Origin of the sequence: Variovorax sp. R-27 (assembly GCF_049913215.1) — a bacterium.
Lineage (GTDB): Bacteria > Pseudomonadota > Gammaproteobacteria > Burkholderiales > Burkholderiaceae_C > Variovorax.
The window spans coordinates 2,493,069-2,509,479 of record NZ_CP183984.1 but is presented as its reverse complement, the minus strand read 5'-3'; the positions used below and the strand labels follow the sequence as shown (position 1 = coordinate 2,509,479).

At 66.6% G+C, this 16,411-nt stretch carries 17 protein-coding genes; 9 read left to right on the top strand and 8 right to left on the bottom strand.

All coding sequences use genetic code 11. From position 1 onward, the window contains the following. Positions 1-60: 60 nt before the first annotated feature. The 6 genes from ACN9MV_RS11645 to ACN9MV_RS11620 all read left to right on the top strand — a co-directional run bounded on the left by ACN9MV_RS11645 (position 61) and on the right by ACN9MV_RS11620 (position 4,577). Positions 61-1,191, top strand: coding sequence for a sterol desaturase family protein (locus ACN9MV_RS11645; protein ID WP_093177663.1), 1,131 nt, complete (start codon positions 61-63; stop codon positions 1,189-1,191). Then, positions 1,191-1,979 carry a YaeF family permuted papain-like enzyme gene (locus tag ACN9MV_RS11640; RefSeq protein WP_426392322.1) on the top strand — a complete coding sequence of 263 codons (789 nt, stop codon included), beginning with the start codon at positions 1,191-1,193 and terminating at the stop codon, positions 1,977-1,979. The genes ACN9MV_RS11645 and ACN9MV_RS11640 overlap by 1 nt, the downstream gene beginning before the upstream one ends. Beyond that, a complete protein-coding gene (locus tag ACN9MV_RS11635) occupies positions 1,976-3,214 on the top strand; it encodes an NAD(P)/FAD-dependent oxidoreductase (protein ID WP_426392321.1) in 1,239 nt (412 codons plus the stop codon). The genes ACN9MV_RS11640 and ACN9MV_RS11635 overlap by 4 nt, the downstream gene beginning before the upstream one ends. 111 nt (positions 3,215-3,325) lie before the next feature. Then, positions 3,326-3,538, top strand: coding sequence for a 30S ribosomal protein S21 (gene rpsU, locus ACN9MV_RS11630; protein WP_007833691.1), 213 nt, complete (start codon positions 3,326-3,328; stop codon positions 3,536-3,538). 110 nt (positions 3,539-3,648) lie between these two features. Next, positions 3,649-4,098 (top strand): GatB/YqeY domain-containing protein, encoded by a 450-nt coding sequence (locus ACN9MV_RS11625; protein WP_093057879.1) that lies wholly within the window; start codon positions 3,649-3,651, stop codon positions 4,096-4,098. Next, complete coding sequence (locus ACN9MV_RS11620) at positions 4,098-4,577, top strand: NUDIX domain-containing protein (RefSeq protein WP_426392318.1); 480 nt, start codon at positions 4,098-4,100, stop codon at positions 4,575-4,577. Before ACN9MV_RS11625 ends, ACN9MV_RS11620 begins: the two co-directional genes overlap by 1 nt. A 7-nt stretch (positions 4,578-4,584) precedes the next feature. Here ACN9MV_RS11620 and ACN9MV_RS11615 read toward each other — a convergent pair whose 3' ends face one another. Then, complete coding sequence (locus tag ACN9MV_RS11615) at positions 4,585-5,340, bottom strand: sulfite exporter TauE/SafE family protein (RefSeq protein WP_354337498.1); 756 nt, start codon at positions 5,338-5,340, stop codon at positions 4,585-4,587. Positions 5,341-5,442: 102 nt separating this feature from the next. Between ACN9MV_RS11615 and ACN9MV_RS11610 the strand changes: the two genes are divergently transcribed. Next, on the top strand, positions 5,443-6,348 hold the full coding sequence (locus tag ACN9MV_RS11610; protein ID WP_093057881.1) for a LysR family transcriptional regulator: 906 nt from the start codon (positions 5,443-5,445) through the stop codon (positions 6,346-6,348). Here ACN9MV_RS11610 and ACN9MV_RS11605 read toward each other — a convergent pair. The 5 genes from ACN9MV_RS11605 to ACN9MV_RS11585 are packed head-to-tail and all read right to left on the bottom strand — an operon-like array spanning position 6,335 to position 11,571. Next, the gene (locus ACN9MV_RS11605) at positions 6,335-7,387 is read right to left on the bottom strand and encodes an NAD(P)-dependent alcohol dehydrogenase (protein WP_354337500.1); all 1,053 of its coding nucleotides are present in this window, start codon (positions 7,385-7,387) and stop codon (positions 6,335-6,337) included. The genes ACN9MV_RS11610 and ACN9MV_RS11605 overlap by 14 nt on opposite strands. A 41-nt stretch (positions 7,388-7,428) precedes the next feature. Then, entirely contained in the window at positions 7,429-8,568 is a 1,140-nt protein-coding gene (locus tag ACN9MV_RS11600) for an ABC transporter ATP-binding protein (protein ID WP_426392316.1), read from the bottom strand. Then, on the bottom strand, positions 8,565-9,413 hold the full coding sequence (locus tag ACN9MV_RS11595) for a carbohydrate ABC transporter permease (RefSeq protein WP_426392315.1): 849 nt from the start codon (positions 9,411-9,413) through the stop codon (positions 8,565-8,567). Before ACN9MV_RS11595 ends, ACN9MV_RS11600 begins: the two co-directional genes overlap by 4 nt. After that, positions 9,410-10,291, bottom strand: a complete 882-nt coding sequence (locus tag ACN9MV_RS11590; RefSeq protein WP_097199475.1) for a carbohydrate ABC transporter permease — start codon at positions 10,289-10,291, stop codon at positions 9,410-9,412. Before ACN9MV_RS11590 ends, ACN9MV_RS11595 begins: the two co-directional genes overlap by 4 nt. Continuing rightward, positions 10,291-11,571 carry an ABC transporter substrate-binding protein gene (locus tag ACN9MV_RS11585; RefSeq protein WP_426392313.1) on the bottom strand — a complete coding sequence of 427 codons (1,281 nt, stop codon included), beginning with the start codon at positions 11,569-11,571 and terminating at the stop codon, positions 10,291-10,293. Before ACN9MV_RS11585 ends, ACN9MV_RS11590 begins: the two co-directional genes overlap by 1 nt. A 285-nt stretch (positions 11,572-11,856) precedes the next feature. On the opposite strand from ACN9MV_RS11585, the gene ACN9MV_RS11580 reads away from it, so the two are divergent. Together ACN9MV_RS11580 and ACN9MV_RS11575 are read left to right on the top strand one after the other, a co-directional pair. After that, on the top strand, positions 11,857-12,720 hold the full coding sequence (locus ACN9MV_RS11580; RefSeq protein ID WP_426392312.1) for an alpha/beta fold hydrolase: 864 nt from the start codon (positions 11,857-11,859) through the stop codon (positions 12,718-12,720). A gap of 15 nt (positions 12,721-12,735) precedes the next feature. Then, entirely contained in the window at positions 12,736-13,971 is a 1,236-nt protein-coding gene (locus ACN9MV_RS11575; RefSeq protein ID WP_426392311.1) for an MFS transporter, read from the top strand. A 21-nt stretch (positions 13,972-13,992) separates the two neighbouring features. Here the strand turns inward: ACN9MV_RS11575 and ACN9MV_RS11570 are convergent, their stop codons facing one another. After that, positions 13,993-14,940, bottom strand: coding sequence for an AraC family transcriptional regulator (locus tag ACN9MV_RS11570; RefSeq protein ID WP_354337505.1), 948 nt, complete (start codon positions 14,938-14,940; stop codon positions 13,993-13,995). Between the two features lie 38 nt (positions 14,941-14,978). Continuing rightward, a complete protein-coding gene (gene pmbA / locus ACN9MV_RS11565; RefSeq protein ID WP_093079849.1) occupies positions 14,979-16,349 on the bottom strand; it encodes a metalloprotease PmbA in 1,371 nt (456 codons plus the stop codon). Positions 16,350-16,411 lie beyond the last annotated feature (62 nt).

Genomic DNA, 16,411 nt, shown 5'->3' with positions numbered 1-16,411 from the left:
TTTCCTACAGCCGCCTCTAAAATCGCGCTCCAACACAAAGTACAAGCGAGAGAGGCGGGCATGCTGGACATCGACAAACTCAACGAATTCACCCATAACCATGGCGAACTGCGCCGTGGCCAAGGGCTGGTCACAGGCACCATCGCACTGAGCCTGGCCATCCTGTGCTTCCTCGGCGTACTGGCCTTCCACTTTCCGCAGTACCTCACCACGCCCGAACTGCGCAAGAGCTACAACGTCGACGTGATGCGCTACATCCTGCTGGCGGCGCTGGTCATCGCGGGCGGGCTGTCGCTGGTCAACATCATCTTCAACCGCTCGCGCTGGCTCTCGTCGGCGGCGTTCCTGCTGGTGGTGGCGTCGGCGCTGCTCGGCGGGCACAAGGTGCCGGTGCACGACTTCGCGGACAACACGCCGTACATCGGGCTCGACTGGTTCATCCTCGACCTGCTGGGCTCGTCGCTGATCTTCATCTTCATCGAGAAACTCTTTGCGCTGCGCAAAGACCAGCCCGTGTTCCGTGAAGAGTGGCAGACCGACTTCCATCACTTCGTGGTGAACCACATGATCGTGGGCTTCGTGCTGCTGGCCACCAATCTGATGGTGCACAAGCTCTTCGGCTGGGCCGCCAATGACGGCATTCGTGGCTGGGTGGGCAACCTGCCGTTCTGGGCGGGGCTGCTGCTGATCGTTCTGGTGGCCGACCTCGTGCAGTACTGGACGCATCGCGCCTACCACGAGGTGCCGGTGCTGTGGCGCCTGCACGCGGTGCACCACAGCGTGAAGAGCATGGACTGGATGGCGGGCTCGCGCCAGCACATCCTCGAACTGCTGATCACGCGCACGCTGGTGCTGGCGCCCATCTACGTACTGGGCTTCAGCAAGGACGTGATCGACGCCTACATCGTGGTGGTCGGCTTCCAGGCGGTGTTCAACCACTGCAACGTGAGCGTGCGGCTCGGTCCGCTGCGCTACCTGATCGTGACGCCCAACTTCCACCACTGGCACCACAGCCAGGACCAGGAAGCACTCGACAAGAACTACGCGGCGCACTACGCCTTTCTCGACTACATCTTCGGCACCGCGGTGAAGAGCACCAAGCTCTGGCCCGAAAAATACGGCGTGCTGGGCGACTACGTGCCCAACGGCTTCTTCAAGCAGCTGAAGTTTCCGTTCATCTGGAAGGGCTGATGCGCGCCGCGTTCAAGACCGCCGCGGTCGTCGTTGCCGCGGGCGCAGCCCTGCTGCTCACGGCCTGCGCCACCCGCATCGACCTGCCGTCCAAGGATGCCGGCTTGCGCCTGCGGGTGCAGAGCTCGGTCATCGCACCGGGCAACGGCGGCGAACTCATCGCGGCCGACGCGCTGGAGCCCGGCGACATCCTGCTGACCTCCATCGCCACGGTGAATTCCTTCGGCATCCGGCTGGGCACCTTCTCGCCGGTGAGCCACGCGGTGCTGTACCTCGGCGACGGCCAGATCGCCGAAGCCGTGGGCACCGGCGTGCGCGCGCGGCCGCTGGCCGATCTGGTCGATGAAGAGCAGATGGTGGTGGCCTTTCGCGTGCCGGGCGTCGACGAAGCCGGTGCCGGGCGCATGCGCGAATGGGCGCTGTCGCAGGTCGGCGCGCGCTACAACACCGTGGGCGTGCTGCTGAACGCGCCTTTCGTGCTGAACCGGCGCCTGTGCGAACTGCCGCTGGTGCCAAGCGCGGTCAGCAACTACTGCGTGAGCGGCATGGCGATGGTGCAGCTGGGTGCGAGCCGCGACGACCAGTTCTTCTGCTCGCAGTTCGTGCTCGAGGCCTACAAACAGGCTGGCCTGCCGATCACCAGCGCCGACCCGCGCTGGGTGAGCCCGTCCGACCTGCTGCACATGCGCGAGGGCGACGTGCCCTCCATTGCCGCCACGCAGCCGCTGCGCTACGTGGGCCACCTGAAATACAACCCGCCGCCGCTACTAGCGGCAGACGGCCCTTGAGCGCGGCAGCTTCATCGCGCTTCGACGTCGTCGTGATCGGCGCCGGGGCTGCCGGGCTGTTCTGCGCCGGCGTGGCGGGCCAGCGCGGGCTCAGGGTGCTGGTGGTGGACCACAGCGAAAAGGTGGGCGAGAAGATCCGCATCTCGGGCGGCGGGCGAGCCAATTTCACGAACCGCGACCTCGACGTGCGCGCGCCGCAGCGCCACTTCATCGGCGACAACCCGAATTTCTGCCGCTCGGCGCTGTCGCGCTACGCGCCGCAGCAGTTCATCGAGCTGGTGCAAAAACACGGCATCGCCTTCCACGAGAAGCACAAGGGGCAGCTGTTCTGCGACGGCTCGTCGCAGCAGATCGTCGACATGCTGCTGGCGGAATGCGCGGCGGGTGGGGTCGAGCGGTGGCAGCCGTGCAAGGTCGGGAAGATTGCGTTTTCTGGCGCTGATGCCGATGAATCGGGCGCTGGCAGCTATCAAATCGAGAGCGATCGCGGGCTGATCGAAGCGCCGAAGATCGTGGTTGCCACGGGTGGCCTGTCGATCCCGCAGATCGGCGCCAGCGACTTTGGCTACCGCCTTGCCGAGCAGTTCGGCCTGCGCCTCGTCACCCCCCGTCCGGCGCTGGTGCCGCTGACCTTCGGCGGCGAAGGCTGGGCGCCGTATGCCGAACTGGCCGGCCTGGCGCTGCCGGTGCGCATCGAGACCGGGGCGAAGAAGGAAAAAATGGCCTTCCTCGAAGACCTGCTCTTCACCCACCGCGGCCTGTCTGGCCCGGCGGTGCTGCAGATTTCGAGCTACTGGAAGCCCGGCACCCCGCTCACGCTGGATTTCGCGCCCGGCGTGAACGTGGCAGAGGCGCTGGGCGAAGCCAAGCTGCGCTCGAAGAAACGCATCGCCAACGAACTGGCCACGCTGGTGCCCTCCCGGCTGGCCGACGCCTGGGTCGGGCAGGATCCGGCATTGCAGCGCCCCGTCAACGAAGCTGCCGACAAGTCGCTGGCGGCGCTGTCGGAGCGCATCGCCCGCTGGCAGATCACCCCCAGCGGCACCGAAGGTTACAAAAAAGCCGAGGTCACGGCCGGCGGTGTCGACACCCGCGACCTGTCGTCCCAGACCATGGAATCGAAGCAGCCGGGCCTGTATTTCATCGGCGAAGTGGTCGATGTGACCGGCTGGTTGGGCGGATACAACTTCCAATGGGCCTGGGCGAGCGCCCACGCGTGCGCAACCGCGCTATAATCGCGGGCTAACTCTTGGCCTCCCCTCAACGGCCGCAAAAAGTTTTCAGTTGAGGAACCCCGGCTTGGGGCCTCGATCTCTCCAGGCCAAATTCATTTCAACGATTCATCAATGACCACCATCCGCGTTAAAGAAAACGAGCCCTTCGACGTCGCACTGCGCCGTTTCAAGCGCACCATCGAAAAGCTCGGCCTGCTGACCGACCTGCGCGCCCGCGAGTTCTACGAAAAGCCGACCGCCGAGCGCAAGCGCAAGAAGGCCGCCGCGGTCAAGCGCCACTACAAGCGCGTGCGCAGCATGCAGCTGCCCAAGAAGCTGTACTAAGCAACACCCAGGGCGGCCGGCTCCAGACGAAAGTCAGCACCGCCGCCCCGTTGCCTCAGCCGCGCCAGGGAAACCTGCCGCGGCTTTTGTTTTTTCCGAAAGGTTGCCGAATGACTCTCAAAGAACAAATCACCGAAGACATGAAGACGGCGATGCGCGCCAAGGACTCCGAGCGCCTGGCCACCATCCGCCTGCTGCTCGCGGCCCTGAAGCAAAAGGAAGTCGACGAGCGCGTGGAACTCGACGACACCATGGTCGTCGCCATCGTCGACAAGATGGTCAAGCAGCGCAAGGACTCGATCGCGGCCTTCACCACCGGTGGCCGCCCCGATCTGGCCGACAAGGAAGCTGCCGAGATCAAGGTGCTGGAGGCCTACCTGCCCCAACGCATGAGCGCCGATGAAACGGTGGCCGCCGTGAAGGCCATCGTGGCCGAGCTGGGCGCCAGCGGCCCCGGCGACATGGGCAAGGTGATGGGCGTGGTCAAGACCCGCCTCGCCGGCAAGGCCGACATGGGCCAGGTCAGCGCAGCGGTCAAGGCCGCTCTGACGGGCGCCTGATGATGAACAACACCGGCAGCAGCCCCTCCGCCACGATCCCCAAGGCCTGCGCCTGCATGGTTGACGCGCGGGGCCGGCTGCTGGTGTTCCGCCATCCCGAGGATGGCAACATGCAGCTGCCCAAGGGCACCATCGAGCCCGGTGAATCGCCTGAAGTGGCGGTGCGCCGCGAACTGCTCGAGGAATCGGGCCTCGACTACACCGGCCCGCTGCAATCGCTGGGCACGCTGCACCGCGAATGCGAAGCCGGCGTCGAAGGCAACACGCACCGCCACCCGCAGCTGTGGCACCTGTTCCTGATGCGCGCCCAAGGCGCCCTGCCTGAAACCTTCACGCACATGGCCACGGGCAGCCCTGAAGAAGAAGGCTTGGTGTTCGCGTTCCGCTGGCTCGAAGCGGGCGATGCACTCGACGACTTCGCCCTGCCCTACCGCCAGACTATCGAGCGCGTTCGCGCTGCCCTGCTGCAGGCAGCCTGACTTCGGCTCACAGCCCGGCGCGCGCGGCCATGTAAAGCCCTAGCAGCGCCAGCCCGATCAGGAAGCAGCGCTTGAACACCGCCACCGACAACCGCTGCCGTAGCCAGGTCCCGAGCACCATGCCGCCGATGGCCGGCACCAGCATGGCGATCGACCCGCCCATCGCCGACATCGGATAGCCCCCGTTCCCGACCAGCCCGATGGCCAGCACCACCGTCGAGGTGGTGAACGAGATCCCCATCGCCTGGATCAGCGAATCGCGCTGGAACCCCAGCGCCTGCAGGTACGGCACCGCCGGCACCGCGAACACCCCGGTCACCGCCGTCACCAGCCCCGTGACGATGCCCACCAGCGGCCCCATCCAGCGCGCCTGCGCGTCGGTCACGTGAAGCTGCCGCCCGGTCAGCCCCCAGACCGCGTAGACGACCAGCGCCACCCCGAGCGCGAACGAAGCCCAGGCCCCCGCCGGCACGCCCAGCCACAGCGCCCCGCCCAGCGTGCCGATCACCACCCCCACCTGCATGCCGCCGATGCGCCGCAGCACCGGCATGAGGGTCGCGCGCGGCCCGGTCTGCCAGATGTTGGTGACGAGCGACGGCACGATCAGCAGCGCCGCGGCCTGTACCGGCGACATCCACAGCGCGAGCAGCGCCATCGACACCGTCGGCAGCCCGAGGCCGACCACGCCCTTGATCACCCCGGCCAGCAGGTACACCGCCGCGGCGGCGGCCCAGAAACTCGTTGTGTCGATCGAATGCGTCATCGGGACACGACTCTGCCGACGAAGCCGGCCTCTGGAAATCGGGCATTCGCAGAGGTAGCCTCAGGCTGCGGCTGAGGCTCCTGGTGCACACTCCGCCGAACCATGCGATTCGATCTCACCGACCTGCGGCTCTTCCTCAACGTCGTCGAAGCCGGCAGCCTCACCGGAGGCGCCGGGCGCTCGCACATGACGCTGGCCTCCGCCAGCCAGCGCGTGCGCGGCATGGAAGACGCGCTCGGCAGCCCGCTGCTCACCCGCCACGCGCAGGGCGTGCGCCCCACCGAGGCCGGCCGCACGCTGCTGCACCACGCGCGCGTCGTGCTGCAGCAGATGGAGCGGCTGCGCGGCGAACTCGGCGAATACGGCCAGGGCCTCAAGGGCCATGTGCGCTTCATGTGCGGCACCTCTGCGCTGACCGAACACCTGCCCGAAGTGCTGAGCCGCTTTCTCGCCGAGCATCCGCGCATCTCGGTCGACCTCGAGGAGCGTCCCAGCCCCGACACGGTGGACGCGTTGCGCGCCGGCCTGTGCGACATCGGCATCGTCTCGGACGCCATCGACAGCGAAGGCCTCGAATGCCACCCCTTCCGCCGCGACGACCTCGTGCTCGTGATGCCCCGCGGTCACGCCTTGGCTGGACGCCGGCGCCTGCAGCTGGCCGACGTGGTCGACAGCGAATTCGTCGGCCTGCCAGCGGACAGCGCGCTGCAGCTGCTGATCACCCAGCATGTGCGTGCGCTCGGCAAGCACCTGGCCTACCGGGTGCGCGTGCGCAACTTCGAGGCCGTGTGCCGCATGGTCGAGTACGGCATCGGCGTCGGCATCGTGCCGCAGACCGCGGCCGAGCGCTGCGCCCGCTCGATGAAGATCGCGCGCGCCTCGCTCGCCGACAAATGGGCCGAGCGCACGCTGATGGCTTGCGTGCGCTCGTCGGAAGACCTGCCGCTCAACGCCCGGCGCATGCTCGAGCACCTGATCGCGCCCCCGGAAGAAGCTACGAGGAAGTGACGGGCTCCCCAAACTCGATCTGGATCTTCACGTCGGTCGCGCGCCCCGCCGCGGCTTCCTCGAAGGCCTCGATGCCATCTTCGAACGCGAAGGTGCGCGAGATGAAGGGCTTCACGTCGACCTGGCCCGACGCGATCAGCGCCAGCGCGCGCGGGAAGATGTTGGCATAGCGGAACACCGACTCGATGCGCACTTCCTTCGCCTGAATGGCCACGATGTCGAAGGCAACCTTGCCAGCGGGTATGCCCACCATCACGAGGCAGCCGCCGGGACACAGCAGCTCGAAGATGTCGTCGAAGGCGCGCGCGCTGCCGCTGGCTTCGAACACCACGTTGGCGCCCCAGCCGTCGGTCAGCGACTTCACGGTGTCAGCGAGCTTGGTGTTGCGCACATCGACCGTGGTGACGGCCGGGTTGTCCGCAAACAGCGCCAGCTTCTCGGGCACGAGGTCAGCGAGGATCACGCGCGCCGCGCCGCCCGCAAGTGCAGCCAGCGCCGTCATCGCGCCGATGGTGCCCGCGCCGATGACCACCGCCACGTCGCCCGGCTTCAGCGCCGCCTTCTTCGCGGCCTGCAGACCGATGGCCAGCGGCTCGACGATGGCGCCCTCGCCGAAGCTCACGTTGTCGGGCAGGCGGAAGGTGAAGGCCGCCGGGTGCACCACGAAGGGCGTAAGACAGCCGTGGATCGGCGGCGTCGCCCAGAAACGCACGGCAGGGTCGAGGTTGTAGATGCCTTCGAGCGTGGCGCGCGAGTCCATTTGCGGAATGCCGGGCTCCATGCATACGCGGTCGCCGGGCTTCAGGTGCGTGACTTCCGCCCCCACCTCGGCCACGACGCCCGAGGCCTCGTGGCCCAGGATCATTGGATCTTCCACCACATAGGGGCCGATGCCGCCGTGCTGGTAGTAGTGAACGTCGCTGCCGCACACGCCCACGGTGTGCATGCGGATCTTCACGTCGCGCGGCCCCATGTCCAGGGGAAGGTCTACGTCGCGCAGCCTGAGCTCATGCGCTTTTTCCAGAACCAGTGCTTTCATTTCTTTGCGTCCTTGAAGGGGTGTTTGGGTGTGTCAGTGCGTCAATGCAAAGGGGTGTCGGTGCGCAGCAACGAGGCGCCCGTGTCGATGTCGAACAGGTGCACCTGCAACGGGTCCGCCACGAAGCGCACCGCATCGCGCAGCCGCGGGCATTGGGCCGAGGGCATCAGCGCGGCGATTTCGCTCTCGCCCTGCCCGAAGCTCACCAGCACCTCGTTGCCGAGGTATTCGATGAGCTGCACCTCGCCGGCAAAGCCGCCTGCGCGACCGCCCTGCGTGTCGACCTGCAGGTGCGCGGGCCGCACGCCCAGCGTCACACGCTCTCGGCCTTCGAGTGCGAAGCGGCGCGCGTCCACGCGCACCGTGCCTTCGCGACCCGCCAGCTCGAAGTAGCCATCGGCGTCACGCACCATCATCTCGACCAGGTTCATCGGCGGCGTGCCGATGAAGCCGGCCACGAAGGCCGAGCGCGGCCGCTCGAAGATCTCGCGCGGCGAGCCGACCTGCTCGATGCGCCCGTCGCGCAGCAGCACGATGCGGTCGGCCAGCGTCATGGCCTCGTGCTGGTCGTGCGTGACGTACACGGTGGTGGTCTTCAGCGCCTGGTGCAGCCGGGCTATCTCGATGCGCATGTGGTTGCGCAGCTTGGCGTCGAGGTTGGACAACGGCTCGTCGAACAGGAACACCTTGGGCGTCTTGATCATGGCGCGCGCAATCGCCACGCGCTGCTGCTGGCCGCCCGACAGCTCGGTGGGCCTGCGCTGCAAGTAGCGCTCCAGGCCCAGCGTGTCCGACACCTCCTTGATGCGCGCATCGATCTCGGCCTTGGGCACCTTCAGGCGCTTGAGGCCGAACGCGATGTTGTCGCGCACGCTCATGTGCGGATAGAGCGCGTAGTTCTGGAACACCATGGCAATGCCGCGCTCCTGCGGCGGCAAGTCGTTCACGCGCTGGCCGCCGATCAGCAGGTCGCCGTCGGAAATATCTTCCAGCCCTGCGAGCATGCGCAGGATGGTCGACTTGCCGCAGCCCGAGGGGCCCAGGAACACGACAAACTCGTTGTCCGACACGTCGAGGTCGAACTGGTGCACGACCTGCGTGTCGCCATAGCGCTTGATGATGTTGTGACAGCTGATCGCGGACATGTTGTTCTTCGAGGGAAAGGAAATGATCTGGCTCATGCTGCGTCGCGCTTGCGCTTGAAGGCAGCGTTGAGGAAGCCGCTGAGCACGCCGACCATCAAGAGCGGTGGCAGCGACAGCAGGATGACCGAGGCATTCAAGATGCCCCACGGCACGTCACGCCCGAGCTGGCTCAGCTCCGAGGCAACGATGGGCAGCGTCTTCGCGTCCGAAGTGGTGAGCATCAGCGCAATGAGAAACTCGTTCCACACCAGCACGAAGCCGAAGGCGATGGCGCCGACCAGCGAGCGCGCGGCAATCGGCAGCGCCACTTTGAAGAAGATCGCATAGGGGCCGTAGCCGTCGACGCGGCCCGCTTCTTCCACCTCTTTCGGCACAGCCTTGAAGGCCGGTATGGCGAGCCAGATCACGGTCGAGAGCGTGAGCAGCGTGTAGGTGACGATCAGCGCGAAGCGCGTGTCGTACAACTCCAGCTGCAGCCAGATCACCATGAGCGGAATGGCCACGGCCACGGGCGGCAGGAAGCGCATCGACAGCACGAAGAACTGGATGTCGTCAGCCCAGCGCAGCGGATAGCGGGCGAGCGCATAGGCAGCCGGCAGCCCGAGCACCGCGCCGACGATCACCGCCGCGCCCACCACCACGATGGAATTGAGCAGCCCCTGCGCCACGGCCTCGCGGCTCAGCACGTAGACGTAGTTCTCCAGTGTCGGCGTAAAGAAAATCTTCGGCACTGCCGAGACGATGTCCACCCGGTTCTTGAACGAGTTGAGAAAGGTCCAGAACACCGGCACCAGTGCGGAGAGCCCTGCGGCGACCAGCACCAGTCGGGCTAGCAGCGTGCCTGGGGAGAACGGGGTTTTCTTTTTTGGCAAAGCGCTCATTTCGGTCGCGTCCATTTCCAGATGTAGGTGAACGCCACGGTCGAGGCGACCATCATCAGCACCGCCATGCTCGACGCGTACGAGATACGCCCAGACTCGATGAAGCCCTGCGAGAAGGCGTACATGTCCAGCGTCTCGGTGGAGATGCCGGGCCCGCCACGCGTCATCACGTAGATCAGGTCGAAGGCGCGCAACGACTCGACCATCTTCACGAAAGTCAGGCTGATGAGCGGCGCCTTGAGCATCGGCAGCGCGACATACGCATACACCTCCCAGGTCTTCGCATGGTCCATGCGCGCGGCCTCGAAAGGCTGTGGCGGCAGCGTCTCGAGCAGCTTCAGCACGATGACCGCGAAGAACAGCCCCCACTGCCACACGTCCACGAAAGCCACTGTGAGCAGCGCCGTGAGCGGGCTGGCCAGCAGGTCCAGCGGCTCGCCGGTGATCGCCTTGTACGGATACGTCAGCAGTCCGAACAGCGGATGAAAAGCGAACTTCCACACGAAGGCGGCCGACACGCGCGGCAGCAGCACGGGCACGATGAACAGCATCGACAACACGTTGCGCCAGCGCGCGGTGGTGCACTGGAACAGCAGCACACCCAGCAGCACCGCGAGCCCCATGGTCGCGCTGACGGTCAGCACCTCCCACACCAGCGACACCCGCACGGAGTTGAGAAAGCGTCGGTCGGAAAACAGCTGGATGTAGTTCGACAGCCAGACCCAGCTGGAATCGGCCTGCCCGAGCTCGCGGTCTTGCAAGGAGATGCCGATCGCGAACAGCGTCGGCACCAGCGCCAGCACCGCGAGCACCAGCAGGCCCGGCCCGATGAAGACGACCGGCAGCCTTGTCTTTTTTCGTTTCTCCCTGGCGGCCATCACTTCTTGCGCCGTGCGATCAGTTGCTTCGCGTAGGCGTCGAGTTCGTCGAGGCCGGCCTTGATGTCGGTGCGCGAGCCGGTGATCAGCTCTTCGAGAATGATCCCCCAGCGGTCGCCGAGGTCGGGCCAGGCGGCGTCCTGCCAGAAGTTCACGGCCGTGAGCTTGCCGGTGTCGGCCAGCGCCTTGCCGAGGTCGGCGCCGTAGCGCTTGGCGAACTCGGGGCTGCCCAGCACGCTGGTGCGGTTGAGCTCGCCGAACTGGCCTTCGGCGAGGCGGCGCTGCTCCTGCTGCTTGGAAGTGGCCCAGGCGACGAACAGGCCCGCGCACTTCTTCGCCTCCTCGGTCTTGTTGGCCTTGGCCCCGATGGCCAGCCCGTGGCCGTAGCCGCCGCCGGTCAGCGGCGTGGGCGGAGGCAGGTAGGCGACCTTGCCGATCACGGTCGACATCTTGGGGTCGAGCGCATTGCCCGCCAGCGGGGTCGACTCGATCAGCATCGCCACCTTGCCCGCAAGGAAGGCGCCGGTGGCCTCGTCCCAGCCGCCTGTCTTGGTGCCGGGCGCCGAGTACTTGAACAGGTCGAGGTAGGTCTGCGTGGCCTTCACCGCGGCGGGCGAATCGAACACGGGCTTGTCGCCGTCGAACCACTGGCCGCCGTAGCCGCGGAAGAACGGCATCCAACGCCACACGTTGGCACCCGAACCGCGCTGGCCGCGCAGGGCCACGCCGTAGATGCCGTGGGCCGGGTCGTTGAGCTTCTTCGCGGCTTCGGCGAATTCCTCAAGCGTGGTGGGCGGCTTGATGCCGGCCTTCTCGAGCAGGTCCTTTCGGTAGACCAGCAAGTCGCCGCCACCGGTGAGCGGCGCGAACCAGGCCTGGCCGTCGAAGGTGGCGACCTTCTGGCGGCCGGGGTCGAAGTCGGCGTAGTCGTAGTCGGCCGGGTAGTACTTGGCCAGCGGCACGATCCACTTCGACTGGGCGAACAGCGGCACGTTGGCCTCGTCGACGTAGTACACGTTGTACTTGCCGACGGTCGAGGCGTCGGCGCGGGTCTTGGTGCGGCGGTCGTTCTCGTTGAGGTTGTCGATGCTGAACGACGCGCCGCTCAGCGCCTTGAACTCGTCCTTGTACTTTTCCAGCAGGGTCAGTCCGTCGCGCGGCTGGGACAGCACGCGCACATCGTCCTTGCAGGCCTGCTGCGCCTGCGCATGGCCCGCCGCGGCCAATGCCGCCAGCAACAGTGCGCCGGCCTTGATGCGGCGCGTGGTTCGGTTCGTCATCGTTCGTCTCCTGGTCTTGTTTGTGAAGGGCTTGCGGGAGGGACGAAGCGTATGCAGCCGTGGGCCGGCGCTGCGTACACGCGCGCCGGTGGACTGGTACTTCGATGACCAGCGGGCTTGGGGTTTTGCCGGGGGTGGCGTACGAATTCGCAAATCGGTTGCAATGTAAAACCAGATCGATAGAATTCGCGTGGTTTTGTTTTGAAACCTAGAACGCCGAAAGCAGAACGTGCAGCGACCGGCCGATCGCCAATCGCCCCCATCCACCCCTTTCCGGAATCCGCCATGACCCACTACCGCACCGCCACCATCGACGGCCTGAACATCTTCTACCGCGAGGCGGGAGACCCGGCGCTGCCGCCCCTGCTCCTGCTGCATGGCTTTCCGGCCTCCTCCTTCATGTACCGGGAGCTGATCGAACGGCTGGCCCATCGCTTCCATGTCATTGCGCCGGACTATCCCGGCTTCGGCCACAGCGACGCACCATCGGTCGTCGAGTTCAGCTACACCTTCGACCACCTCGCCGACGTCGTCGAGGAGTTCACCGACCAACTCGGCCTGAAGCGCTACGGCCTCTACATGCAGGACTTCGGCGGCCCGGTGGGATTCCGGCTGGCCAGCCGCCACCCCGAAAGAGTGAGCTTCCTGGTCGTGCAGAACGCCAACGCCTACGAAGAAGGCCTGCCGGACGATTTCTGGGGCCTGGCCCGCGAGCTGTGGAGGGACCCGTCGCCGGCCAACTACGCCAGGATCCGCGAAGCCGCCATGTCGGACGCAGCCCTGGAATGGAACTACATCCACGGCGTGAAAGACGCGGCGCGCATCAACCCCGACAGCTGGCTGCTGCAACGCGCCCTGCTGGCCCGTCCCGGCAACAAAGACGCAATGGCGGCCCTGCTGCACGACTACGGCCGCAATCTCTCGCATTACCCGGCTTGGCAGGCCTACTTCCGCCAGCACCAGCCGCCGACGCTGGTCGTGTGGGGCGCCAACGACGTGATCTTTCCACCGTCGGGCGCGTATCCCTACCATCGCGACCTACGGCAGATCGATTTCAAGCTGCTCGACACCGGCCATTTCGCGCTCGAAGAACTGGGCGAAACGATTGCCGCCCACATCGAGCGCTTCCACGACGCCCTGCGTGCCTGACGGCAGGGCATCGCCATGCAATTGAACATCGATGCGGCTGCGGCCCGTGATGCGCAGGCACGGACTGCCACGCCACAGATAACGGCCGCGATGGCGCTGCTGTTCGCAGTCGCCTGCGGGCTGGCCGTGGCCAACGTCTACTACGCCCAGCCGCTGCTGGACACGCTGGCGGCCACCTTCGGCATCCGCCCCGCCACGGTCGGCATCGTGATCACCATCACCCAGGTCGGCTACGGCCTGGGGCTGCTGCTGGTCGTTCCGCTGGGCGACCTGATCGACCGGCGGCAGTTGATCGTGGGGCAATCGTTGCTGTCGGTGATCGCCCTGTTCTGCGTTGCGCTGGCGCCCAGCGCGGCGGTCCTGTTGCCGGCGATGGCCGCCGTGGGCCTGCTGGCCGTCGTGACGCAGGTGCTGGTCGCCTACGCCGCACTCATGGCCCCGCCGGGCGAGCGCGGCCGCGTGGTCGGCATCGTCACCAGCGGCATCATCGTCGGCATCCTGCTGGCGCGGGCGGTGTCGGGCACGCTGTCCGATCTTGTCGGCTGGCGCTCGGTGTATTTGGTGTCGGCCGCGGCCACGCTGGTCGTCTCCGGCCTGTTGTGGAAGGCGCTTCCCCGGCGCGCACTGCCTTCGGTGCGCATTTCGTACCTGCAGCTGATCCGGTCGGTGTTCACGCTCTTCGCCGAAGAGCCCGTGCTGCGCATCCGTGCGGTGCTCGCCATGCTGATCTTCATGGCGATCACGATGCTGCTGACGCCGATGGTGCTGCCGCTCACGTCGCCGCCGTTCTCGCTGTCGCACACGCAGGTGGGCCTGTTCGGCCTGGCTGGCGCGGCCGGCGCCATGGGCGCTGCGCGCGCGGGCCGCCAGGCGGACCGGGGCCGCGCACAGCGCACTACCGGCATCGGGCTGTCGGTGATGCTGCTGTCTTGGGCGCTCATCGCCATGCTGCCGTGGTCCATCTGGGCGATGGTGGTCGGCGTGGTCATGATCGACTTCGGCCTGCAGTCGGTGCATGTCGCCAACCAGAGCCTGATCTACCGCGTGCGCCCGGAAGCCCAGAGCCGCCTGACCGCCGGCTACATGATCTTCTATTCCATCGGCTCCGCCACCGGATCGATCGTCTCGACGATGCTGTATGCACACGGCGGCTGGAACATCGTCTGCCTGACCGGGGCCCTCACCAGCGGCCTGGCACTGGCGTTCTGGGCCACAACCCGGCACCTGACGCCGCAGGATGCCAGCCCCTGATGAGCTTCAGCACCGGGAAGCTCAGGCCGTGGTGGCGAGCGGCGTGTTCTGCGCGGTGCGCAGGCCGAAGCGGTCCTGCGCCTGCTGGCGGTAGGCCGAGGGGGTCATGCCCTTGAGCTGCAGGAAGCGCCGGTTGAAGTTCGCGAGGTTCGCGAAGCCCACCTCGTAGCAGATATCGCTCACCAGCCGGTCGGAGGTCTGCAGCATCTCGCAGGCCTTGGCGATTCGCAGGCGAGTGACGAAGTCGGTGAAGGTGGCGCCCATGTGCTTGTGGAAATAGCGCGAGAAGCTGCTTTCGGCCATGTTGGCCACGGCGCACACGGCCGGCAGCGACAGCTCTTCGGTCAGGTGCTGGTCGAGGTAGTCGAGCACGCGGCGCATGCGGGTGTTGGCGCTCGGGTCTTCGCTCGCCGTGCCTGTGGTGTTCGAAATCTGGCGCCAGTCGGGCCAGCGGGCCAGCTCGTGCAGCAGGCCGATGAACTCCGCCAGCCGGGCCATGCCCTCCTGCGCCTGCACGCGCAGGAAGCGTTCGCGCACCAGCGCGTGGATGCCGAAGAACTCGATGCCGAGCTTTGCGCGGTCGAGCATCGGCAGCACCGCCTTCAGCTCCGGGAACAGGTCGGTGCCCTTGCGCAGCGGCTCGTCGCGAAAGTGGATGACCATGCTGCGCTCGGCAATGCCTTCGGGCGGCACGTCGTGCGAAATCCAGGTATGGGGCAGCCGAGCGCCCACCAGGGCCACGTAGCCGGGCTCGAAGCGGCCGATGTGGTCACCGACGAAGGCGTCACCGCTGCTGCGGTTGATGCACTGCAGCTCGTACTCGTCGTGGTAGTGCCAGCAGTCGAAGGGCCAGGGCACGCCGTGCTGCAGGCAGCGCACCGAGCTGCCGCCCGCCGGCTCGAAGCCGAGCCTCGGGTCGCGCAGCAGTTCGTGCTCGAGTTCCGGCTTGCGCGCTGCGTTGTGTCTCATGGTTCTGTGAGCCTTCGCGCGGTGGCCGGCGGTGCGTCTCAGCTGCCGGCGATCTTCATCCGGTTCACCAGGACCGATCCCGTGGTCTTGGCGCCGAAGGTATAGGCATCGGCCCCGATGGCCTCGATGCCCATGAGCATGTCTTTGAGGTTGCCGGCGATGGTGATCTCCTGCACCGGGAAGGCGATCTTGCCCTTCTCGACCCAGAAGCCGCTGGCACCGCGCGAGTAGTCGCCGGTCACGTAGTTCACGCCCTGGCCCATCAGCTCGATCACGAACAGGCCGGTGCCCAGCTTGGCGAGCATGGCGTCGAGGTCGTCGGTGTGCTTGGTCAGGCGCGAGCTCAGCGTCAGGTTGTGCGAGCCGCCGGCATTGCCGGTGGTCTTCATGCCCAGCTTGCGGGCCGAGTAGGTCGAGAGAAAGTAGCCTTCGAGGCGGCCGGCATCGACCACCTTGCGCGCCCGGGTGGTCACGCCTTCGTCGTCGAAGGGCGAGCTGCCCTTGCCGCGCAGCACGTGCGGGTCTTCGGCCACGTCGACGTGCTTGGGCAGCACGGGCTTGCCCAGCGAATCGAGCAGGAAGCTGCTCTTGCGGTACAGCGACCCGCCGCTCACCGCCTGCACCAGCCCACCCAGCAGACCCACGGCCAGCGGCGACTCGAACAGCACCGGGCATTCGGTGGTCTTGATCTTGCGCGACTTCAGGCGGCTGAGCGCCCGTTCGGCGGCGTAGCGGCCCACGGCCTGCGGGCTGGCCAGTTCATCGGCCGAGCGCATGGAGCTGTACCAGGCGTCGCGCTGCATGTCGTCGCCCTTGCCGGCGATGGGCGCCACCGAAATGGAATGCCGCGAGCTGGCGTAGCCGCCGCGAAAACCGTGCGTGTGGGCGCTGAAGAAGTGGCTCTGCTGGGCCGAGACGCCCGCGCCCTCGCTGTTGGTGATGCGCTTGTCGGTCGACAGGGCCGCTTCTTCGCACTCCAGCGCCAGCTTGGCGGCCTGTTCGCTCGTCACGTCCCAGGGGTGGAACAGGTCGAGTTCGGGATGCACCTTGGCGATGTCTTCCTCGTCGGGCAGGCCGCTGACGGGGTCTTCGGCCGTGAAGCGGGCGATGTCGTAGGCCGCCTGAACGGTCTGCTTGATGGCCCCTTCGGAGAAGTCGGAGGTGCTGGCGTTGCCGCGGCGGTGGCCCACGTAGACCGTGATGCCCAGCGACTTGTCGCGGTTGCGCTCGACGTTCTCGAGTTCGCCCTTGCGCACCGAGACACTCAGGCCGCAGCCCTCGGAGGCCTCGGCCCCGGCGTCGGTGGCACCGAGCTTTTTGGCATGCGCCAAGGCGGTGTCGACCAGGTTTTCGAAGAAGGAGCGGCTGTAGGCGAAGCCGGAATCGGCGCGCGAGGAGGATGTCGTCATGTGGTGGCTATGATACTTGCGCCCCCTGTTTCACGTTTTCTCCCCAGCTTCCCACCGCGTTG